The organism is Lelliottia sp. AC1 (assembly GCF_023278595.1).
Lineage (GTDB): Bacteria > Pseudomonadota > Gammaproteobacteria > Enterobacterales > Enterobacteriaceae > Enterobacter > Enterobacter nimipressuralis.
The window spans coordinates 264,642-287,034 of record NZ_CP025699.1; the positions used below are offsets into that span (position 1 = coordinate 264,642).

Here is a 22,393-nt window from a genome sequence, read left to right on the forward strand (position 1 = left end):
ATCGAACGTGGTCAGGTACTGGCTAAGCCAGGCTCTATCAAGCCGCACACCAAATTCGAATCTGAAGTTTACATCCTGTCCAAAGATGAAGGCGGCCGTCATACTCCGTTCTTCAAAGGCTACCGTCCACAGTTCTACTTCCGTACAACTGACGTGACCGGTACCATCGAACTGCCAGAAGGCGTAGAGATGGTAATGCCAGGCGACAACATCAAAATGGTTGTTACCCTGATCCACCCAATCGCGATGGATGACGGTCTGCGTTTCGCAATCCGTGAAGGCGGCCGTACTGTTGGTGCAGGCGTTGTTGCTAAAGTTCTCGGCTAATCGCTGATAACATTTGACGCAATGCGCAATAAAAGGGCATCATTTGATGCCCTTTTTGCACGCTTTCGAACCAGAACCTGGCTCATCAGTGATTTTTTTTGTCATAATCATTGCTGAGACAGGCTCTGTAGAGGGCGTTTAGTCCGAAAAGCGATTGGTTTTTTCGGGTTGGATCGCCTCGCTCTCGCGGGGTGAAATTGTTTGTAGAATACTTCTGACAGGTTGGTTTATGAGTGCGAATACCGAAGCTCAAGGGAGCGGTCGCGGCCTGGAAGCGATGAAGTGGGTAGTTGTGGCCGTGCTGCTGATTGTGGCTATTGTTGGCAACTACCTCTATCGTGACATGATGCTGCCGTTGCGTGCGCTGGCCGTAGTAATTCTTATTGCTGCAGCGGGTGGTGTCGCGCTGTTGACGACAAAAGGTAAAGCGACCGTTGCTTTTGCCCGCGAAGCGCGAACCGAAGTTCGCAAGGTCATTTGGCCGACTCGCCAGGAAACATTGCACACCACGCTGATTGTGGCAGCAGTGACAGCAGTCATGTCACTGATTCTGTGGGGACTGGATGGTATTCTGGTTCGCCTGGTTTCCTTTATCACTGGCCTGAGGTTCTAAGATGTCTGAAGCCCCTAAAAAGCGCTGGTACGTCGTTCAGGCGTTCTCCGGTTTTGAAGGCCGCGTAGCCACTTCGCTGCGTGAGCATATCAAATTACACAATATGGAAGAGTTGTTTGGTGAAGTCATGGTTCCGACCGAAGAAGTGGTCGAGATCCGTGGTGGCCAGCGTCGCAAAAGCGAGCGCAAATTCTTCCCGGGTTACGTGCTGGTTCAGATGGTGATGAACGATGCAAGCTGGCACCTGGTGCGCAGCGTCCCGCGCGTAATGGGCTTTATCGGCGGCACGTCCGATCGTCCGGCGCCAATCAGCGACAAAGAAGTTGATGCGATTATGAACCGCCTGCAGCAGGTTGGTGATAAGCCGCGTCCGAAAACGCTGTTTGAACCGGGTGAAATGGTTCGTGTTAGCGACGGTCCGTTTGCTGACTTTAACGGCGTGGTTGAAGAAGTGGACTACGAGAAGTCCCGCCTGAAAGTTTCTGTTTCTATCTTCGGTCGTGCGACCCCGGTAGAACTGGACTTTGCCCAGGTAGAAAAAGCCTAAGCAGCCGATCAAAAAAGCGGCGATTTAATCGTTGCACAGGGCGCGAGATTGGAATACAATTTCGCGCCTTTTGTTTTTATGGGTTCCGACCCGTAAAACGATATTTATCACGGGGAGCCTCCTTGAGGCGCTATAACCCATTTAGAGGATTTTAGAATGGCTAAGAAAGTACAAGCCTATGTCAAGCTGCAGGTTGCAGCTGGTATGGCTAACCCAAGTCCACCAGTTGGTCCAGCTCTGGGCCAGCAGGGTGTTAACATCATGGAATTCTGTAAAGCGTTCAACGCAAAAACTGAATCCCTTGAAAAAGGTTTGCCAATTCCGGTTGTTATCACCGTATACGCTGACCGTTCTTTCACTTTCGTTACCAAGACCCCGCCGGCGGCAGTACTGCTGAAAAAAGCGGCTGGTATCAAGTCTGGTTCCGGTAAGCCGAACAAAGATAAAGTTGGTAAAATTTCCCGCGCTCAGCTGCAGGAAATCGCGCAGACCAAAGCTGCCGACATGACTGGTTCCGACATTGAAGCGATGACTCGCTCCATTGAAGGTACTGCACGTTCCATGGGCCTGGTAGTGGAGGACTAAGAAATGGCTAAACTGACCAAGCGCATGTCCGTGATCCGTGACAAAGTTGATGCGACCAAACAATACGACATCACCGAAGCTATCGCTCTGCTGAAAGAACTGGCTACCGCTAAGTTCGTTGAAAGCGTTGACGTTGCTGTAAACCTCGGTATCGACGCTCGTAAATCTGATCAGAACGTTCGTGGCGCAACTGTACTGCCACACGGTACTGGCCGTTCCGTACGCGTAGCTGTATTTGCTCAGGGTGCAAACGCTGAAGCTGCTAAAGCTGCTGGCGCTGAACTGGTAGGTATGGAAGATCTGGCTGATCAGATCAAAAAAGGCGAAATGAACTTTGACGTTGTTATTGCTTCCCCGGATGCAATGCGCGTTGTTGGCCAGCTGGGCCAGGTTCTGGGTCCACGCGGCCTGATGCCAAACCCTAAAGTTGGTACTGTAACTCCTAACGTTGCTGAAGCGGTTAAGAACGCTAAAGCGGGTCAGGTTCGTTATCGTAACGACAAAAACGGCATCATCCACACTACTATCGGTAAAGTGGACTTCGACGCTGACAAATTGAAAGAAAACCTGGAATCTCTGCTGGTTGCGCTGAAAAAAGCAAAACCAACTCAGGCGAAAGGCGTGTACATCAAGAAAATTAGCATCTCCACCACTATGGGTGCAGGTGTTGCAGTTGACCAGGCTGGCCTGAGCGCTGCTGCAAACTAATACCTTTACGTGGGCGGTGGATTTGTCTACAATCTTACCCCCACGTTTGCTAACGAAAGTTAGCAGGTAAAAAGATTTGTTCGTTGGAGCCTGGCCTAATCCAGGCCTCCGTCGAAGACCGCAGGTGTCTCGAAAGAGGCTTAATGCCCTGCGTAGACGGTGACAGAACGCTAAGATTATTTCTGATACTCTGGCTTGTTTCTGCTCACCGTATTAAGACGCTCTTTCCGTTGGCAAGAGTGAAGTGAGTTCCGGAACATGAGTTCCGGCAAACATCCAGGAGCAAAGCTAATGGCTTTAAATCTTCAAGACAAACAAGCGATTGTTGCTGAAGTCAGCGAAGTAGCCAAAGGCGCGCTGTCTGCAGTAGTTGCGGATTCCCGCGGCGTAACTGTAGACAAAATGACTGAACTGCGTAAAGCAGGTCGCGAAGCCGGCGTATACATGCGTGTTGTTCGTAACACCCTGCTGCGCCGTGTTGTTGAAGGTACTCAGTTTGAGTGCCTGAAAGACGCGTTCGTTGGTCCGACCCTGATTGCATATTCTATGGAACACCCGGGCGCAGCTGCTCGTCTGTTCAAAGATTTCGCGAAAGCGAATGCAAAATTTGAGGTCAAAGCCGCAGCCTTTGAAGGTGAGTTGATCCCGGCATCGCAAATCGATCGCCTGGCAACCCTGCCGACCTACGAAGAAGCAATTGCACGCCTGATGGCAACCATGAAAGAAGCTTCGGCTGGCAAACTGGTTCGCACTCTGGCTGCTGTTCGCGATGCAAAAGAAGCTGCTTAATAGCCGTTTTCTTTATCAAGCATTCGCTTACGTATAAACTTATTCTGATTTTCAGGAACAATTTAAATGTCTATCACTAAAGATCAAATCATTGAAGCAGTTGCAGCTATGTCCGTAATGGACGTTGTAGAACTGATTTCTGCAATGGAAGAAAAATTCGGTGTTTCCGCTGCTGCTGCTGTAGCTGTAGCTGCTGGCCCGGCTGAAGCTGCTGAAGAAAAAACTGAATTCGACGTAATTCTGAAAGCTGCTGGCGCTAACAAAGTTGCTGTTATCAAAGCAGTACGTAGCGCAACTGGCCTGGGTCTGAAAGAAGCTAAAGACCTGGTAGAATCTGCTCCAGCCGCTCTGAAAGAAGGCGTGAGCAAAGATGACGCAGAAGCACTGAAAAAATCTCTGGAAGAAGCTGGCGCTGAAGTTGAAGTTAAATAAGCCAACCCTTCCGGTTGCAGCCTGAGAAATTAGGCTGATGGCTGGTGACTTTTTAGTCACCAGCCTTTTTGCGCTGTAAGGCGCCAGTAGCATTTCACACTGTTTGACTGCTGGTTGTCCTGACAATGCTTGTTTCTATCGACGCCTTAATATACTGCGACAGGGTGCTCGCTCTGTGTAAATCGCAACGAAATGGTTTAAGCGTGATAGCAACAGGTATTGCGGAAAGTATTCAATTTTCCGATCAACAAAACGGTGTTGCACAAACTGTCCCTTCGTCGGACAGATGGGTCGACTTGTCAGCGAGCTGAGGAACCCTAATGGTTTACTCCTATACCGAGAAAAAACGTATTCGTAAGGATTTTGGTAAACGTCCACAAGTTCTGGATATACCTTATCTCCTTTCTATCCAGCTTGACTCGTTCCAGAAGTTTATCGAGCAAGATCCTGAAGGGCAGTATGGTCTGGAAGCAGCCTTCCGTTCCGTATTCCCAATCAAAAGCTATAGCGGTAATTCTGAGCTGCAATACGTCAGCTACCGCCTTGGCGAACCGGTATTTGACGTTCAGGAATGTCAGATCCGTGGTGTGACCTATTCCGCACCGCTGCGCGTCAAACTGCGTCTGGTTGTCTATGAGCGCGAAGCGCCAGAAGGCACCGTTAAAGACATTAAAGAACAAGAAGTCTACATGGGTGAAATTCCACTCATGACGGACAACGGTACTTTTGTCATCAACGGCACAGAGCGTGTTATCGTTTCCCAGCTGCATCGTAGCCCGGGTGTCTTCTTCGACAGCGATAAAGGTAAAACACACTCTTCCGGTAAAGTACTGTATAACGCGCGCATCATTCCTTACCGTGGTTCATGGCTGGACTTCGAGTTCGATCCGAAAGACAATCTGTTTGTCCGTATCGACCGTCGTCGTAAACTGCCAGCGACCATCATTCTGCGTGCGTTGAGCTATACCACTGAGCAGATCCTTGACCTGTTCTTCGAGAAAGTGATCTTTGAGATCCGCGACAACAAGCTGCAAATGGAGCTGCTGCCGGAACGTCTGCGTGGCGAAACCGCGTCGTTCGACATCGAATCCGACGGCAAAGTGTACGTGGAAAAAGGTCGCCGCATCACTGCGCGCCATATCCGCCAGCTGGAAAAAGATGAAATCAAACACATCGAAGTTCCGGTTGAATACATCGCGGGCAAAGTGGCAGCAAAAGATTACGTTGATGCTTCAACTGGCGAGCTGATCTGCCCGGCTAACATGGAGCTGAGCCTGGATCTGTTGGCTAAGCTGAGCCAGTCTGGTCACAAACGTATCGAAACGCTGTTCACCAACGATCTGGATCACGGTCCGTACATCTCTGAGACTGTACGCGTTGACCCAACTAACGATCGTCTGAGCGCGCTGGTAGAAATCTACCGCATGATGCGCCCTGGTGAGCCACCAACGCGTGAAGCGGCTGAAAGCCTGTTTGAGAACCTGTTCTTCTCCGAAGACCGCTACGATCTGTCCGCGGTTGGTCGTATGAAGTTCAACCGTTCTTTGCTGCGTGACGCGATCGAAGGTTCCGGTATCCTGAGCAAAGAAGACATCATCGAAGTGATGAAAAAGCTCATTGATATCCGTAACGGCAAAGGCGAAGTGGATGATATCGACCACCTCGGCAACCGTCGTATCCGTTCCGTAGGCGAAATGGCGGAAAACCAATTCCGTGTTGGCCTGGTACGTGTTGAGCGTGCGGTGAAAGAGCGTCTGTCTCTGGGCGATCTGGATACCCTGATGCCTCAGGATATGATCAACGCCAAGCCAATTTCTGCCGCAGTGAAAGAGTTCTTTGGTTCCAGCCAGCTGTCTCAGTTCATGGACCAGAACAACCCACTGTCTGAGATTACGCACAAACGTCGTATCTCTGCACTCGGCCCAGGCGGTCTGACCCGTGAACGTGCAGGCTTTGAAGTTCGAGACGTACACCCGACTCACTACGGTCGCGTATGTCCAATCGAAACGCCTGAAGGTCCAAACATCGGTCTGATCAACTCCCTGTCCGTGTACGCACAGACTAACGAATACGGTTTCCTCGAGACTCCGTACCGTAAAGTGACTGACGGTGTTGTAACCGACGAAATTCATTACCTGTCTGCTATCGAAGAAGGTAACTACGTCATCGCTCAGGCGAACACCAACCTGGACGAAGAAGGTCGTTTCGTTGACGATCTCGTTACCTGCCGTAGCAAAGGCGAATCCAGCCTGTTCAGCAATGATCAGGTGGACTACATGGACGTTTCCACGCAGCAGATCGTTTCTGTTGGTGCGTCCCTGATTCCATTCCTGGAACACGATGACGCCAACCGTGCATTGATGGGTGCAAACATGCAACGTCAGGCGGTTCCGACTCTGCGCGCTGATAAGCCGCTGGTTGGTACCGGTATGGAACGTGCTGTTGCCGTTGACTCCGGTGTAACCGCAGTTGCTAAACGTGGCGGTACTGTTCAGTACGTTGATGCTTCCCGTATCGTTATCAAAGTTAACGAAGACGAGATGTATCCGGGCGAAGCAGGCATCGACATCTATAACCTGACGAAGTACACCCGTTCTAACCAGAACACCTGCATCAACCAGATGCCGTGTGTCTCTCTGGGTGAACCGGTTGAGCGCGGCGACGTGCTGGCAGATGGTCCGTCTACCGATCTCGGTGAACTGGCGCTCGGTCAGAACATGCGCGTAGCGTTCATGCCGTGGAACGGTTACAACTTCGAAGACTCCATCCTCGTGTCCGAGCGTGTGGTCCAGGAAGATCGTTTCACCACGATTCACATTCAGGAACTGGCATGTGTGTCCCGTGACACCAAGCTGGGGCCAGAAGAGATCACTGCTGACATCCCGAACGTGGGTGAAGCTGCGCTCTCTAAACTTGATGAATCCGGTATCGTTTACATCGGTGCAGAAGTGACCGGCGGCGACATTCTGGTTGGTAAGGTAACGCCGAAAGGTGAAACCCAGCTGACGCCAGAAGAGAAACTGCTGCGTGCCATCTTCGGTGAGAAAGCGTCTGACGTTAAAGACTCTTCTCTGCGTGTACCAAACGGTGTTTCCGGTACGGTTATCGACGTTCAGGTCTTTACTCGCGATGGCGTAGAAAAAGACAAACGTGCGCTGGAAATCGAAGAGATGCAGCTGAAGCAGGCGAAAAAAGACCTGTCTGAAGAACTGCAGATCCTCGAAGCTGGCCTGTTTAGTCGTATCTATGCTGCGCTGGTCTCCGGTGGCATCGAAGCTGAGAAGCTCGACAAACTGCCTCGCGACCGCTGGCTGGAACTGGGCCTGGCCGACGAAGAGAAACAAAGTCAGCTGGAACAACTGGCTGAGCAGTACGACGAACTGAAACACGAGTTCGAGAAAAAACTCGAAGCGAAACGCCGCAAAATCACTCAGGGCGACGATCTGGCACCAGGCGTGCTGAAGATTGTTAAGGTTTATCTGGCCGTTAAACGTCAGATTCAGCCTGGTGATAAAATGGCAGGTCGTCACGGTAACAAAGGTGTTATCTCCAAGATCAACCCGATCGAAGATATGCCTCACGATGCTAACGGTACGCCGGTAGATATCGTGCTGAACCCACTGGGTGTACCGTCTCGTATGAACATTGGTCAGATCCTCGAAACTCACCTGGGTATGGCTGCGAAAGGTATCGGCGAGAAAATCAACGCCATGCTGAAGCAGCAGGAAGAAGTCGCGAAACTGCGCGAATTCATCCAGCGTGCGTACGATCTGGGCACTGATGTTCGTCAGAAAGTTGACCTGAACACCTTCAGCGATGACGAAGTTCTGCGTCTGGCTGAGAACCTGAAAAAAGGCATGCCGATCGCAACACCGGTCTTCGATGGTGCGAAAGAGTCTGAAATCAAGGAACTGTTACAGCTGGGTGGCCTGCCGACTTCTGGTCAGATCACTCTGTTCGACGGTCGTACCGGTGAGCAATTCGAGCGCCAGGTTACCGTTGGCTACATGTACATGCTGAAACTGAACCACCTGGTTGATGACAAGATGCATGCGCGTTCTACCGGTTCTTACAGCCTGGTTACTCAGCAGCCGCTGGGTGGTAAGGCACAGTTCGGTGGTCAGCGCTTCGGTGAGATGGAAGTGTGGGCGCTTGAAGCATATGGCGCGGCATACACCCTGCAGGAAATGCTTACCGTTAAGTCTGATGACGTGAACGGCCGTACGAAGATGTATAAAAACATCGTCGACGGTAACCATCAGATGGAACCGGGCATGCCGGAATCCTTCAACGTACTGTTGAAAGAGATCCGTTCCCTGGGTATCAACATCGAGCTGGAAGACGAGTAACTCTCGCTCAAACAGGTCACTGGTGCCGGATTAATAACCCGGCACCAGATTGTGCTAACTCCGACGGGAGCAAATCCGTGAAAGACTTATTAAAGTTTCTGAAAGCGCAAACTAAAACCGAAGAGTTTGATGCGATCAAAATTGCTCTGGCATCGCCAGACATGATCCGTTCATGGTCTTTCGGTGAAGTTAAGAAGCCGGAAACCATCAACTACCGTACGTTCAAACCTGAGCGTGACGGCCTTTTCTGTGCGCGTATTTTCGGGCCAGTAAAAGATTACGAGTGCCTGTGCGGTAAGTACAAGCGCCTGAAACACCGTGGTGTGATCTGTGAGAAGTGCGGCGTTGAAGTGACCCAAACTAAAGTGCGCCGTGAGCGCATGGGCCACATCGAGCTTGCGTCTCCGACTGCTCACATCTGGTTCCTGAAATCTCTGCCGTCCCGTATCGGTCTGCTGCTGGATATGCCGCTGCGCGATATCGAACGTGTTCTGTACTTCGAATCTTATGTTGTTATCGAAGGCGGGATGACGAATCTGGAACGTAACCAGATTCTGACCGAAGAACAGTATCTGGACGCGTTGGAAGAGTTCGGTGACGAATTCGACGCGAAAATGGGTGCGGAAGCTATTCAGGCCCTGCTGAAAAGCATGGATCTGGAGCAAGAGTGCGAGCAGCTGCGTGAAGAGCTGAACGAAACCAACTCCGAAACCAAGCGTAAAAAGCTGACCAAGCGTATCAAGCTGCTGGAAGCGTTCGTTCAGTCTGGTAACAAACCAGAGTGGATGATTCTGACCGTTCTGCCGGTTCTGCCGCCAGATCTGCGTCCGCTGGTTCCGCTGGATGGTGGTCGTTTCGCGACTTCCGACCTGAACGATCTGTATCGTCGCGTGATCAACCGTAACAACCGTCTGAAACGACTGTTGGATCTGGCTGCGCCTGACATCATCGTACGCAACGAAAAACGTATGCTGCAGGAAGCCGTCGACGCCCTGCTGGATAACGGTCGTCGCGGTCGTGCGATCACTGGTTCTAACAAACGTCCTCTGAAATCTTTGGCCGATATGATCAAAGGTAAACAGGGTCGTTTCCGTCAGAACCTGCTCGGTAAGCGTGTTGACTACTCCGGTCGTTCTGTAATCACCGTAGGTCCATACCTGCGTCTGCATCAGTGCGGTCTGCCGAAGAAAATGGCACTGGAACTGTTCAAACCGTTCATCTACGGCAAGCTGGAACTGCGTGGCCTGGCCACCACCATCAAAGCTGCTAAGAAAATGGTTGAGCGCGAAGAAGCTGTCGTTTGGGATATCCTGGACGAAGTTATCCGCGAACACCCGGTACTGCTGAACCGTGCACCAACTCTGCACCGTTTGGGTATCCAGGCGTTTGAACCGGTTCTGATCGAAGGTAAAGCAATTCAGCTGCACCCGCTGGTTTGTGCGGCATATAACGCCGACTTCGATGGTGACCAGATGGCTGTTCACGTACCGCTGACGCTGGAAGCCCAGCTCGAAGCGCGTGCGCTGATGATGTCTACCAACAACATCCTGTCACCTGCGAACGGCGAGCCAATCATCGTTCCTTCTCAGGACGTTGTACTGGGTCTGTACTACATGACCCGTGACTGTGTTAACGCCAAAGGCGAAGGCATGGTGCTGACTGGCCCTAAAGAAGCTGAGCGTATTTACCGCGCTGGCCTGGCCTCTCTGCATGCGCGCGTTAAAGTGCGTATCACTGAATACGAAAAAGATGCGAGCGGCGAATTCGTTGCGAAAACCAGCCTGATCGATACGACTGTTGGTCGTGCGATTCTGTGGATGATCGTGCCGAAAGGTCTGCCTTTCTCCATCGTCAACCAGGCGCTGGGCAAGAAAGCGATCTCCAAAATGCTGAACACCTGTTACCGCATTTTGGGTCTGAAACCGACCGTTATCTTCGCTGACCAGACGATGTACACCGGCTTTGCTTATGCAGCGCGTTCAGGTGCATCTGTTGGTATCGATGACATGGTGATCCCACAGAAGAAATACGAGATCATCAGCGAAGCCGAAGCTGAAGTGGCCGAAATCCAGGAGCAGTTCCAGTCTGGTCTGGTTACCGCGGGCGAACGCTACAACAAAGTTATCGATATTTGGGCTGCGGCGAACGATCGCGTTTCCAAAGCGATGATGGACAACCTGCAAACTGAAACCGTCATTAACCGTGAAGGTAAAGAAGAGCAGCAGGTTTCCTTCAACAGCATCTACATGATGGCCGACTCCGGTGCGCGTGGTTCCGCAGCACAGATTCGTCAGCTGGCAGGTATGCGTGGTCTGATGGCGAAACCAGATGGTTCCATCATCGAGACGCCAATCACCGCGAACTTCCGTGAAGGTCTGAACGTACTCCAGTACTTCATCTCCACACACGGTGCGCGTAAAGGTCTGGCGGATACCGCACTGAAAACAGCAAACTCCGGTTATCTGACGCGTCGTCTGGTTGACGTTGCGCAGGATCTGGTGGTGACGGAAGACGATTGTGGCACCCTCGAAGGTATCACCATGACCCCGGTTATCGAGGGTGGTGATGTTAAAGAGCCACTGCGCGATCGCGTTCTGGGTCGTGTGACTGCTGAAGACGTACTGAAACCAGGTACCGCAGACATTCTGGTTCCACGCAACACTCTGCTACACGAACAGTGGTGTGACCTGCTGGAAGAGAACTCTGTCGACTCCGTGAAAGTGCGTTCCGTCGTATCCTGTGACACCGACTTTGGTGTATGTGCGCACTGCTATGGTCGTGACCTGGCGCGTGGCCACATCATCAACAAAGGTGAAGCAATCGGCGTTATCGCGGCACAGTCCATCGGTGAGCCGGGTACACAGCTGACGATGCGTACGTTCCACATCGGTGGTGCGGCATCTCGTGCGGCTGCTGAATCCAGCATCCAGGTGAAAAACAAGGGTAGCATCAAGCTGTCTAACGCCAAGTCGGTTGTTAACTCCGCTGGCAAGCTGGTTGTCACCTCTCGTAACACCGAGCTGAAGCTGATCGACGAATTCGGTCGTACCAAAGAGAGCTACAAAGTACCTTACGGTGCTGTGATGGCGAAAGGCGATGGCGAACAGGTTGCTGGCGGCGAGACCGTAGCAAACTGGGATCCGCACACCATGCCGGTAATCACCGAAGTGGCGGGCTTCATTCGCTTCACCGATATGATCGATGGCCAGACGATTACTCGTCAGACCGACGAACTGACCGGTCTCTCTTCTCTGGTGGTTCTGGATTCTGCAGAACGTACCGCGGGTGGTAAAGATCTGCGTCCGGCACTGAAAATCGTTGATGCTAACGGTAACGACGTTCTGATCCCAGGCACCGATATGCCTGCTCAGTACTTCCTGCCAGGCAAAGCGATTGTACAGCTGGAAGATGGCGTACAGATCAGCGGTGGTGACACCCTGGCGCGTATTCCACAGGAATCTGGCGGTACCAAGGACATCACCGGTGGTCTGCCACGCGTTGCTGACCTGTTCGAAGCACGTCGTCCGAAAGAGCCAGCTATCCTTGCGGAAATCAGCGGCATCATTTCCTTCGGTAAAGAGACCAAAGGGAAACGTCGTCTGGTTATCACTCCGTTAGACGGTAGCGAGCCATACGAAGAGATGATTCCTAAGTGGCGTCAGCTCAACGTGTTCGAAGGCGAACGTGTGGAACGTGGTGACGTGGTTTCCGATGGTCCAGAAGCGCCGCACGACATTCTGCGTCTTCGTGGTGTTCACGCGGTAACGCGTTATATCACCAACGAAGTACAGGACGTTTACCGTCTGCAGGGCGTTAAGATTAACGATAAACACATCGAAGTTATCGTTCGTCAGATGCTGCGTAAAGCAACCATTGATAGCGCTGGCAGCTCGGACTTCCTGGAAGGCGAGCAGGTGGAATACTCCCGCGTCAAGATTGCAAACCGCGATCTGGAAGCGAACGGCAAAGTGGCGGCGCTCTACTCCCGCGACCTGCTGGGTATCACCAAAGCGTCTCTGGCAACCGAGTCCTTCATCTCTGCAGCATCCTTCCAGGAGACCACGCGTGTCCTGACCGAAGCGGCTGTTGCGGGTAAACGTGATGAACTGCGCGGTCTGAAAGAGAACGTTATCGTGGGTCGTCTGATCCCGGCTGGTACCGGTTATGCTTACCACCAGGATCGTATGCGTCGTCGTGCTGCGGGCGAACTGCCAGCTGCACCTCAGGTAACTGCGGAAGATGCTTCTGCAAGCCTGGCAGAACTGCTGAACGCAGGTCTGGGCGGCTCTGACAACGATTAATCGTTGATGCCCGGCGGTGAAAATCGCCGGGTAACGAAACCCAGGTCGTAAAAGCGCTAGCGCCAATCGACAACAAAAAACCCGCCTCGGCGGGTTTTTTTATATCTCTTTTTTTTTCAGTTCAGCAGCGGCAGGCGGCGATAAAGCTCAATCATGTCTCCCGCCAGATCCTGAATCACCATCGCGTTCATCAGGTGGTCCTGCGAATGAACGGTAATCAGATTCACCGGGAGTTTGCCGGTGCCTTCATCAAGGCCAATCAGCTGGGTCTGGATGGTATGCGCGTGCTTCACATATTCACGCGACTCTTCCATCGCTTGTTCGGCGCCCTCGAAGTCACCTTTACGTGCCAGTTGCAGCGCGGTCAACGCCGCACTGCGCGCCGCCCCGGCGTTTACCAGCAACTCCATGATGGTTGTTTCTAAATCTTCCATGTTTTACTCCAACAGTTTGAGTGCTTTTTCGAGCACGGCATCGCCTTTCATCATGCCGTAATCCATCATGTCGATCACCGCGACCTTTTTGCCCAGCGGTTCCGCCTGAGCCTGAAGTTTTGCCAGTTCGTATTTAACCTGTGGCCCCAGTAATACGATGTCGGCGGTGGCAATATTGTCTTTAAATTCAGCAACCGGCACGGCTTTAATGGTTACTTCAACGCCTTTTTTATCTGCGGCGTCTTTCATACGTTGAACCAGCATGCTGGTAGACATACCCGCCGCACAGCATAAAACGATGTTCTTCATAGTCAGCCTCGATGTACATGTGTTTATTGATAATTATCCCGTGCAGGCGGCTTCAACAACCGCTTTAAGGCGATTGTGTGTGAGGCATCACAAAGAAATCTGCTTTTTCTGAAACCGGTTACAATTTTAACGGATTACGCGGTGCGCCCGCCAAAGCGGGCACAGAGAAAGCGGTGTTATGCGTGAGTGGAAGTGAGCAGAGTGCGGTTTTTACCCTGCTGTTTGGCTTCGTAGAGAGCTGCGTCCACGCTGCCCACTAACTGCTCCAGCGGCTCGAAGTGCCACTCTCCCAGGCCGGCGCTAAAGGTGACGTGCAAACCCTCTTCCCGCCAGGTGCGATCTGCAACCTGAAGACGCCATTTTTCCAGCAGGCTAAAAGCTGAATCACTATGTTCTGCCGGGAAGACAACGGCAAACTCCTCACCGCCGTAGCGATACACGGAAATATGCTCGGGTTGCATGACCTGGATGCCCTCCCGGGCGACATTACGAAGCACAATGTCGCCGCTCAGATGGCCCCAGGTATCGTTGATGGATTTAAAGTTATCAATATCAACCAGCGCGAGGGCAAAGGGTTGATGCTCTTTCATCAATGCCGCAACATCGCTGTCGAAGGCGCGGCGATTCTTACAGCCGGTGAGCGCGTCCACAGTCGCCTGACGCACATAATCCCGCTCGCGCTCTTTGTTCGTCAGAATGGTTTTACTGAGCATCGCTTCCAGTCGCGGCGCTTGATTCACCTCGCCAGTTTTAATGGCATTAATGATGTTCATCAGTACCGTACGCGATGCGTGGCGCAGATACAGGCCAAACAAGACAATCACGATGGCGGCCAGCGCAAATCCCCAACTGACAATGTTCGTCTCGTGGCGTGTGATATCGGTGAGCGTGGTATTAGAAACGCGGTAAATGACGAGCCAGTCCGGGTTCGTAAAGGCGTAGTAGTAGTACCAGAAGCCGGTTTTACGATCGTAGGTGTGCCCCTCGCCGCTGGTCATCTGGTCCATCAGCTCTTCACTGACATAGGTTTTAAACAAGGCTCGGGTATCCGGATGCAGTACCACCTTTCCATCGCGCTCCACCACGAAGAATTCCCCGTGCATGGGGGCGACCATCTGGCGAAGGGTATATCCCATGGAAGCCAGGTCGAGATGAAATCCGAGAGTCCCTTTAACGCGACCTTCCGGCGAAATGACGGGCCGGTAGAGGGTAACGGTAAGCTGATGAGTAAAGTAATCCATATAAGGGCTGGTATAGCGGCTTAAGGTACTCGCTTGCGCCTGACCGACAAACCACGGGCGGACGCGGGGATCAAACTTTTTGCTGCTGTCATCCGCCAGGACTTCGGGGGCACGCAGGTAGTGTCCCTGGGCGTCAGCCAGAGAGATAGCCGAAACGTTAGGCATCATGTTTTGCAGCTGCATCAGGGCCTGCAATCCGTTCTCGCGATCGACCTTCACCGTGTTCTCAAGCTGGTTATTGCGAGAGAAGAATGTGACAGCCCGGCCAAGAATATGGTCGTTTTCACGCAGGATCGATTCCGTATAGTTCACCGCCAGGTTATGCGTGAAATTGAGGTTAATATTATGATAATCCTCTACAAAATCTTTTCGCTGCGTCAGCGTGATAAACACGGCGATCAGCACAAAACTGAGCAATATCCCCGCAAAGCTCACCAGGATAGGTGTCGTAAAAGAGAGTTTTTTACTGTGGACAGGCATGGGTTGTCAGAGATCCAGAAGAGGTGATAGTCCAAATGTATGCTGGTTAATTATACTTCCCAGATTTTAAGGCAGGATGATTTATCTTAATAACTGACCAGAAACTGCTTATTTTTGTGAAGGCAGGGCGAAACGAGGAAGAAGCTTTTCGCCCTGGTCAGCGTCCGCTGCTGACGTTTGCAGATTAAAAAAACGCAGATGATTCGACAACTGCTCAATGGTGACACTCCGAGGCTCCTCGAGAACATTTCGCCTCGTTGCATCGCGTTTCAACGTAACTGCGAGACGCGCCCCAGCCAGCTATCCCAGTCTTTCCAGACGGGCTGTAACCCCTGGGTGCTGAGCGCGTGGGCAACCTCTTCAGGACGACGGCCATCGTGTGGGGCGAACTGCTCCAGTTCTGGATGATTATCGGCATAACCGCCCGGCTGGGTTTTGGAAAAGACGCTGACGTTGTTAATGGCTAACGGAATAACCCGATCGCGAAACGCCGGCGATTCCCGTGTTGATAGCGACAGCTCCACTTCCGGTGCCAGCAGGCGAAACGCGCAGATCGTTTGCACCAGCTGGCGTTCATCCATGATCGACGCCGGTTCGATACCGCCAGCGCAGGGGCGCAGCCGCGGGAAAGAGATGGAGTAGCGGCTTTGCCAGTAGTGCTGCTGGAGCCACAACAAGTGCTCCGCCACCATAAAACAGTCAACCCGCCAGCTGTCTGACAGCCCAATCAACGCGCCGAGACCGATTTTGTCGATTCCCGCGCGACCGAGTCGGTCCGGCGTTTCCAGGCGGAAGAAGAAATCCTGCTTTTTTCCTTTCAGGTGGTGCCGGGCGTACATCGCTTCGTGATAGGTCTCTTGATAGACCATCACGCCGTCCAGCCCAAGGGATTTCAGCTCCACGTACTCCTCTTCAGAGAGTGGCTGCACCTCCATCTGCAGGGACGAAAACCGGCGACGTATGGCCGGAACGTGCTGACGGAAATAGTCCATGCCCACTTTTCCCTGATGTTCACCGGTGACCAGCAACAGATGTTCAAAGCCCATCTCCCGGATGGCGCCACACTCACGAGCAATTTCATGCTCGTCGAGGGTTTTGCGCTTAATGCGATTGCTCATGGAAAAGCCGCAGTAGGTGCAATCATTGGCGCACAGATTGGAAAGGTAGAGCGGCACGTAAAAGCTCACGGTGTTGCCAAAACGCTGGCGAGTGAGCCGTTGCGCGCGCTGGGCCATTGGCTCCAGATAGGCGCTGGCGGCGGGGGAGAGCAGGGCCATCAGATCTTCGCGGGAGACATGGCGCGCGTTCAGGGCGCGCTCGACGTCTGCGGCGGTTTTGCTGTTGATTCGCAGACGAATATCGTCCCAGTCCAGTTCCCGCCAGCGGTCGACGAAGGTGCTCATGAGTACGCCTCCAGAAAGCCCGTTAGCGGGCTGGTGGCCTGCGCCTGAAAACTGCGCGAGCCAGGCCCGGACTGGCGCGCTAGCAGGCCTGCCTCTACAGCCAGACGAAACGCGTGCGCCATCATCACCGGATCATCAGCCACTGCAATTGCGGTGTTGACCAGCACGGCGTCGGCGCCCATCTCAAGCGCCTGCGCAGCATGGCTCGGCACGCCGATACCCGCATCTACCACCACCGGAATGGTGGCCTGTTCAATGATAATTTCAAGCATCGCGCGGGTTTCCAGCCCCTGATTGGAGCCAATGGGCGCACCCAGCGGCATCACCGCCGCGCAACCGACTTCCTCAAGCCGTTTACAGAGCACCGGGTCCGCGCCGCAGTAGGGCAAAACCGTGAACCCTTGCTTGACGAGAATATCGGCTGCTTTCAGGGTTTCGATGGGATCGGGCAGCAGCCAGCGCGCGTCGGGATGGATTTCCAGTTTCAGCCAGCTGGTGCCCAGCGCTTCGCGTGCCAGTTGGGCGGCAAACACCGCCTCTTCTGCCGTTTTCGCCCCAGACGTGTTGGGCAGAAGCGTCACGCCCGCCGCCAGAAGCGGGGCCAGGATCGCATCGCTGTGATGACGTAAATCCACGCGTTTCATCGCCAGCGTCACCAGCTCGCTGCCACTCTCGCGAATGGCATCGACCATCAGCTGTGGCGAAGCGAATTTTCCGGTACCGGTGAAAAGGTGTGATTCAAAGAGTTTATCCGCAATACGTAACATATCAGCCTCCTGCGATGACCTGAAAAAGCAGGATCTGATCGCCATCGCGCACCTGCTGATGTTCCCACTGCTCACGCGGCAGGATCTGTTGATTAAGGGCCAGCGCCATACCCGGCTTCAGCTGGCGTAGCTGGTCGAGAAGGGCTGCGACGCTAAGCCCCGAAACGCACTGCATCGGCTCATCGTTAAACAGAATGTGCATGCTGTCCTCCGCATACCGGGCACCCGCTGGCGCGCTGCAATGCCAGATGCCGCCAGTTTCCTGAACGGGCATCGAACATCCGCAGCGTATTGCGCGGGGTCGCCATTTTGCTGATGAGCTTGATCGCCTCCAGCGCCTGCAAGGTGCCCATCACGCCGACGACCGGCCCGAGGATCCCCGCCGTACGGCAGTTGCGCTGCGGCTCTTCATCGTCCGGCCACAGGCAGCGGTAGCAGCCCTGCGTCCACGGCGGCGTCAGCACCATCATCTGCCCGCCAAACCCAACGGCGCTGGCGGTAATGAGCGGCGTATCGAGGGCCACGCAGGCGGCGTTGATCGCCTGACGTGTCGCCATATTGTCGGTGCAATCCAGCACCACATCGGCGCGGGCGACCTCCTGATGGAGCGCGTCTCCCTCCAGCCGCTTCTGCACGGCAATGAGCGTAATGTCAGGGTTGAGCGCATTCAGCCGCTGGGTGGTGATCTGCGCTTTTGGCTGGTTAATGTCCTCGGTGGTGAACAGGATTTGCCGCTGCAAATTGCTCAGATGGACATCGTCGTCGTCGGCAAACACCAGCGTACCGACGCCTGCGCCAGCCAGATAGAGCGCAGCAGGCGCGCCCAGTCCTCCGAGGCCGATGATCAACACCCGGCTGTCGAGCAACTTTTGCTGACCCTCGACGGCGATGTCGTCGAGCAGGATCTGGCGGCTGTAGCGCATGAAATCGCTGTCATTCATCGCCCGCTCCCGCCAGCTGCAACAGCTGTTCAGTGGCCGCCCGCCAGTCTGCTGCCTGCGTAATGGCACTGACCACCGCGATACTGCCGACGCCGGTTTCCAGCACTGCCGGGGCACGCGTCAGGCTGATACCGCCGATAGCGACGGTCGGGTAATCACCCAGACGAGCGATATGGCGCGCCAGCTGCGCCAGCCCTTGCGGGGCTGACGGCATCTGTTTAGTTTGCGTCGGGAAGACGTGGCCGAGCGCGATATAGGAGGGGCGAGCGGCGAGCGCCACGTCGATCTCCATATCATCATGAGTCGAGACGCCCAGGCGCAGGCCTGCCTCACGAATGGCGCTCAGATCGGTGGTCTCGAGATCTTCCTGACCCAGATGCACACCGTAGGCCTGATGCTTAATCGCCAGCTGCCAGTAATCGTTGATAAATAACCGGGCGTCAAAGCGGCGCCCCAGTTCGATGGCAGCTATCACGTCGCTTTCCACCTCTTCATCACGCTTGTCTTTGATACGCAGCTGGAGCGTTTTGACGCCTGCCTCAAGCAGGCGCTCAATCCATTCCACGCTGTCGACGACCGGGTAAAGCCCTAAGCGCAGGGGCACCGGGGGGAAATCGGGCTGGTACATTACGCCTCCTCTTTTTTGAGGTAGATTTCGCCGCCTTTAGCGCGGAAGTTTTCTGACATGTCAGCCATGCCCACTTCGATGACCTGCCTGGCGGCGTAGTCGCGCACTTCCTGGCTGATTTTCATTGAGCAGAATTTTGGCCCGCACATGGAGCAGAAGTGCGCCACTTTGCCGGACTCCTGCGGCAGGGTTTCATCGTGGTAGGCGCGCGCGGTGAACGGGTCGAGCGCCAGATTGAACTGGTCTTCCCAGCGGAATTCAAAGCGGGCTTTCGACATGGCGTTATCGCGGATCTGCGCGCCCGGGTGGCCTTTGGCTAAATCCGCCGCGTGGGCGGCGATTTTGTAGGTGATCAGCCCCTGCTTCACGTCCTCTTTGTTCGGCAGGCCGAGATGCTCTTTCGGGGTGACATAGCAGAGCATGGCGCAGCCAAACCAGCCGATCATCGCCGCGCCGATACCGGAGGTGAAGTGGTCGTAGCCCGGTGCAATATCGGTGGTCAGCGGCCCGAGGGTGTAGAACGGTGCTTCGTGGCAGTGTTCCAGCTCTTCAGTCATATTGCGGCGAATCATCTGCATTGGTACGTGGCCAGGGCCTTCAATCATCACCTGCACGTCATATTCCCAGGCGATTTTGGTCAGCTCGCCCAGGGTGTGCAGCTCAGCAAACTGTGCTTCGTCGTTGGCATCGCGAATAGAGCCAGGACGCAGGCCGTCGCCCAGCGACAGGGAGACGTCGTACGCGGCGCAGATTTCACAAATCTCGCGGAAGTGTTCGTAGAGGAAGTTTTCCTGATGATGAGACAGGCACCATTTCGCCATGATTGAGCCGCCGCGCGAGACAATCCCGGTCAGGCGTTTGGCGGTCATCGGCACGTAGCGCAGCAGTACACCGGCGTGGATGGTGAAGTAATCTACCCCTTGTTCAGCCTGTTCCAGCAGCGTATCGCGGAACGCTTCCCAGGTGAGATCTTCGGCGATCCCGTTTACCTTCTCCAGCGCCTGATAGATCGGGACGGTGCCAATCGGCACCGGGCTGTTACGCAGGATCCACTCGCGGGTTTCGTGGATGTAGCGCCCGGTGGAGAGATCCATCACCGTGTCCGCGCCCCAGCGGGTGGACCACACCAGTTTTTCGACCTCTTCTTCGATGGAAGAGGTGACCGCAGAGTTGCCAATATTGGCGTTCACTTTCACCAGGAAGTTGCGGCCAATAATCATCGGTTCCGATTCCGGGTGGTTTATGTTGGCAGGGATAATTGCCCAGCCAGCGGCCACTTCGTCACGCACGAATTCCGGCGTGATGTTCTCCGGCAGGCGAGCGCCAAAACCTTCGCCCGGATGCTGGTGGCGCAGAACTTCGCTGCGAATGCGCTCGCGCCCCATGTTTTCGCGGATGGCGATGAATTCCATCTCCGGCGTTACGATCCCCTGGCGCGCATAGTGCAGCTGGGTCACGCATTTTCCCGCTTTCGCCCGTTTCGGCGTCAACAGGCCGGTGAAACGCAGCCCGTCCAGACCGTCGTCCGCCAGACGCTCTTTGGTGTACGCGGAGCTGCGGTCGGTCAGTGATTCGCTGTCCTGGCGTGCCTCAATCCACGGCTGACGCAGTTTTGCCAGCCCCTGCTGGACGTTGATGGCCACGTCCGCATCGCCATAAGGGCCAGAGGTGTCGTAGACCGGCACTGCTTCGTTATCTTCAAACTGGGGATTTTCTTTGCTGCCACCGATCAGTGTCGGGCTGAGCTGGATTTCACGCATCGGGACGCGGATATCGTCCTGCGAACCGGTGATGTAAATACGTCTGGAGTTCGGGAAAGCGGTGCCTTCCAGGGTATCGATGAAGTGTTGTGCTTGTGCGCGCTGTTCGCGGCGGGTCAGTTTAGTTGCAGACATAGCTCATTCCAAAAAAAGTAAGGAGTGGCTTGTCAGACGACGGATGAAGCAAGAGGTGTGATCACCCAGAGAGGGTGATACAACAGCATTTTGACTCTTGTTCCCTTCGCAGGTATTAGCCTGATCAGGTTCCGCGGATCCCGAATTAACGGTCTCAGCCCGGCTTTCGCACTGGGCACTCCGACAAGAAAACGCGCCTGCAGTGCAGGTGCGGTATTTGTAAATTACTCGTTAACGCTTAATAACTCAAGCTGGCCGCGCGATGTTGTCTTCATTGCTGGCTTTTGGATTGCTGTCCAGCACCAGGGCGATGAGCTTGTCTTCCAGCGTGAACCGCGCTTCCATCGCTTCGCCGAGATCGGAAAGGGCCTGCTGGAAATCCAGATAATTGTCCTGATCGATGGCGTTTTCGAGCGTGGAGTCGTAATAGTCCATGATCTGCTGAGTATTGGCTTCCAGCAGTGGGTAGAGTTTCGTGGCCGCTAAATACGGGCTGGTCCCTTCCATTTCGCGAATAATACGTTCATATAGATTAAAATGACCGTCGGAAAGGTAGTCGACCAGGCTTTGACAAAAATCATCCAGCGCTTTTTCATTCAATCGCATATACGATTCTTTGCCAGGCTTAATGCCAACCAGATTGTAGTAAGCAACAAGCAAATGTTTACGCACGTGCAGCCAGCGATCGACCAGGTCATGACTTCCTCCGACGCGCTCTGTCAGGCTTTGTAGCTGGTTTAGCATGTTTGACTCCACAAGGTTAAGATGAAAAAGCTGGCCACCCGGAAATGTAAGAATATTGTTATCAACATGCCTGTGAAGCAAAGGTAGTGCAATAGATATGGATCGTATAATTGAAAAATTAGATCGCGGCTGGTGGATCGTCAGCCACGAACAAAAATTATGGTTGCCCGGCGGAGAATTACCTTACGGCGAGGCAGGACGTTTCGATCTTGCGGGGCAGAGGGCACTCTGGCTCGGCGAATGGCAGGGCGATTCCGTGTGGTTGATCCAGCAACATCGCCATCACGAAATGGGATCGGTTCGCCAGGTGATCGATCTGGACGTCGGTCTGTTCCAGCTTGCCGGGCGTGGCGTGCAACTGGCAGAATTTTTCCGATCCCATAAGTTTTGCGGCTACTGCGGGCACACCATGCACCAGAGCAAATCCGAGTGGGCCATGCTGTGCAGCCACTGCCGGGAGCGCTACTACCCGCAAATCGCCCCGTGCATCATCGTCGCCATTCGTCGGGATGACACTATTCTGCTGGCGCAACACACTCGCCATCGCAATGGCGTGCATACGGTGCTGGCTGGCTTTGTCGAAGTGGGTGAGACGCTCGAACAGGCTGTTGCTCGCGAAGTGATGGAAGAGAGCAGCATCAAGGTTAAAAACCTGCGTTACGTCACCTCCCAGCCGTGGCCCTTCCCTATGTCGCTGATGACCGCGTTTATGGCGGATTATGACAGCGGCGATATCGTGATCGACCAAAAAGAGCTGCTGGAAGCCAACTGGTATCGCTACGACGACTTACCCCTTCTCCCGCCACCGGGCACCGTGGCGCGTCGTCTGATAGAAGATACCGTCGCGATGTGTCGGGCCGACTATGAATGAATCACATGTTACACTGGCGGCATGACGCT

General features: G+C 54.0%; 19 protein-coding genes, 1 pseudogene and 1 riboswitch. Of the genes and pseudogenes, 10 read left to right on the top strand and 10 right to left on the bottom strand.

The annotated features are described in order from the left end of the window. The 9 genes and pseudogenes from tuf to rpoC form a co-directional block, all read left to right on the top strand. Positions 1–327: pseudogene (gene tuf / locus C0560_RS01250) on the top strand (elongation factor Tu); the annotation flags it as partial. 229 nt (positions 328–556) lie between these two features. After that, on the top strand, positions 557–940 hold the full coding sequence (secE, locus tag C0560_RS01255; RefSeq protein ID WP_003862342.1) for a preprotein translocase subunit SecE: 384 nt from the start codon (positions 557–559) through the stop codon (positions 938–940). A gap of 1 nt (position 941) precedes the next feature. Continuing rightward, complete coding sequence (nusG, locus tag C0560_RS01260) at positions 942–1,487, top strand: transcription termination/antitermination protein NusG (protein ID WP_002438628.1); 546 nt, start codon at positions 942–944, stop codon at positions 1,485–1,487. 156 nt (positions 1,488–1,643) lie between these two features. Then, positions 1,644–2,072 carry a 50S ribosomal protein L11 gene (gene rplK, locus C0560_RS01265; RefSeq protein WP_004097640.1) on the top strand — a complete coding sequence of 143 codons (429 nt, stop codon included), beginning with the start codon at positions 1,644–1,646 and terminating at the stop codon, positions 2,070–2,072. Between the two features lie 3 nt (positions 2,073–2,075). Beyond that, positions 2,076–2,780, top strand: a complete 705-nt coding sequence (gene rplA / locus C0560_RS01270; RefSeq protein WP_100778109.1) for a 50S ribosomal protein L1 — start codon at positions 2,076–2,078, stop codon at positions 2,778–2,780. Between the two features lie 291 nt (positions 2,781–3,071). Then, complete coding sequence (rplJ, locus tag C0560_RS01275; RefSeq protein WP_007704673.1) at positions 3,072–3,569, top strand: 50S ribosomal protein L10; 498 nt, start codon at positions 3,072–3,074, stop codon at positions 3,567–3,569. A gap of 66 nt (positions 3,570–3,635) precedes the next feature. Continuing rightward, entirely contained in the window at positions 3,636–4,001 is a 366-nt protein-coding gene (rplL, locus tag C0560_RS01280) for a 50S ribosomal protein L7/L12 (protein ID WP_095280280.1), read from the top strand. Between the two features lie 320 nt (positions 4,002–4,321). Beyond that, positions 4,322–8,350 (top strand): DNA-directed RNA polymerase subunit beta, encoded by a 4,029-nt coding sequence (rpoB, locus tag C0560_RS01285; protein WP_102105780.1) that lies wholly within the window; start codon positions 4,322–4,324, stop codon positions 8,348–8,350. Positions 8,351–8,427: 77 nt separating this feature from the next. Then, positions 8,428–12,651 carry a DNA-directed RNA polymerase subunit beta' gene (rpoC, locus tag C0560_RS01290; protein ID WP_100778107.1) on the top strand — a complete coding sequence of 1,408 codons (4,224 nt, stop codon included), beginning with the start codon at positions 8,428–8,430 and terminating at the stop codon, positions 12,649–12,651. Positions 12,652–12,767: 116 nt separating this feature from the next. Here rpoC and C0560_RS01295 read toward each other — a convergent pair whose 3' ends face one another. The 10 genes from C0560_RS01295 to rsd form a co-directional block, all read right to left on the bottom strand. After that, on the bottom strand, positions 12,768–13,085 hold the full coding sequence (locus tag C0560_RS01295; RefSeq protein WP_100778106.1) for a PTS lactose/cellobiose transporter subunit IIA: 318 nt from the start codon (positions 13,083–13,085) through the stop codon (positions 12,768–12,770). 3 nt (positions 13,086–13,088) lie between these two features. Further along, positions 13,089–13,394, bottom strand: a complete 306-nt coding sequence (locus C0560_RS01300; RefSeq protein WP_100778105.1) for a PTS sugar transporter subunit IIB — start codon at positions 13,392–13,394, stop codon at positions 13,089–13,091. 176 nt (positions 13,395–13,570) lie between these two features. Then, entirely contained in the window at positions 13,571–15,115 is a 1,545-nt protein-coding gene (locus C0560_RS01305; protein ID WP_248859462.1) for a sensor domain-containing diguanylate cyclase, read from the bottom strand. Positions 15,116–15,384: 269 nt separating this feature from the next. Beyond that, positions 15,385–16,518: a 2-iminoacetate synthase ThiH gene (gene thiH / locus C0560_RS01310; RefSeq protein ID WP_248859463.1), complete on the bottom strand. Its 1,134-nt coding sequence runs from the start codon at positions 16,516–16,518 to the stop codon at positions 15,385–15,387. Next, positions 16,515–17,285, bottom strand: coding sequence for a thiazole synthase (gene thiG / locus C0560_RS01315; RefSeq protein WP_248859465.1), 771 nt, complete (start codon positions 17,283–17,285; stop codon positions 16,515–16,517). The genes thiH and thiG overlap by 4 nt, the downstream gene beginning before the upstream one ends. Before the next feature lies 1 nt (position 17,286). Continuing rightward, positions 17,287–17,487 carry a sulfur carrier protein ThiS gene (gene thiS / locus C0560_RS01320; RefSeq protein WP_181827158.1) on the bottom strand — a complete coding sequence of 67 codons (201 nt, stop codon included), beginning with the start codon at positions 17,485–17,487 and terminating at the stop codon, positions 17,287–17,289. Beyond that, on the bottom strand, positions 17,471–18,226 hold the full coding sequence (gene thiF / locus C0560_RS01325) for a thiazole biosynthesis adenylyltransferase ThiF (protein WP_248859467.1): 756 nt from the start codon (positions 18,224–18,226) through the stop codon (positions 17,471–17,473). The genes thiS and thiF overlap by 17 nt, the downstream gene beginning before the upstream one ends. Then, positions 18,219–18,854, bottom strand: a complete 636-nt coding sequence (gene thiE / locus C0560_RS01330) for a thiamine phosphate synthase (protein WP_248859468.1) — start codon at positions 18,852–18,854, stop codon at positions 18,219–18,221. Before thiE ends, thiF begins: the two co-directional genes overlap by 8 nt. After that, positions 18,854–20,749 carry a phosphomethylpyrimidine synthase ThiC gene (gene thiC, locus C0560_RS01335; RefSeq protein WP_248859469.1) on the bottom strand — a complete coding sequence of 632 codons (1,896 nt, stop codon included), beginning with the start codon at positions 20,747–20,749 and terminating at the stop codon, positions 18,854–18,856. Before thiC ends, thiE begins: the two co-directional genes overlap by 1 nt. Positions 20,750–20,833: 84 nt before the next feature. Continuing rightward, positions 20,834–20,942: riboswitch (TPP riboswitch) on the bottom strand. Positions 20,943–20,995: 53 nt separating this feature from the next. Next, positions 20,996–21,493, bottom strand: coding sequence for a sigma D regulator (gene rsd / locus C0560_RS01340; RefSeq protein WP_100778097.1), 498 nt, complete (start codon positions 21,491–21,493; stop codon positions 20,996–20,998). 97 nt (positions 21,494–21,590) lie between these two features. Between rsd and nudC the strand changes: the two genes are divergently transcribed. After that, entirely contained in the window at positions 21,591–22,364 is a 774-nt protein-coding gene (gene nudC / locus C0560_RS01345) for an NAD(+) diphosphatase (RefSeq protein ID WP_102105770.1), read from the top strand. Positions 22,365–22,393: the final 29 nt, after the last annotated feature.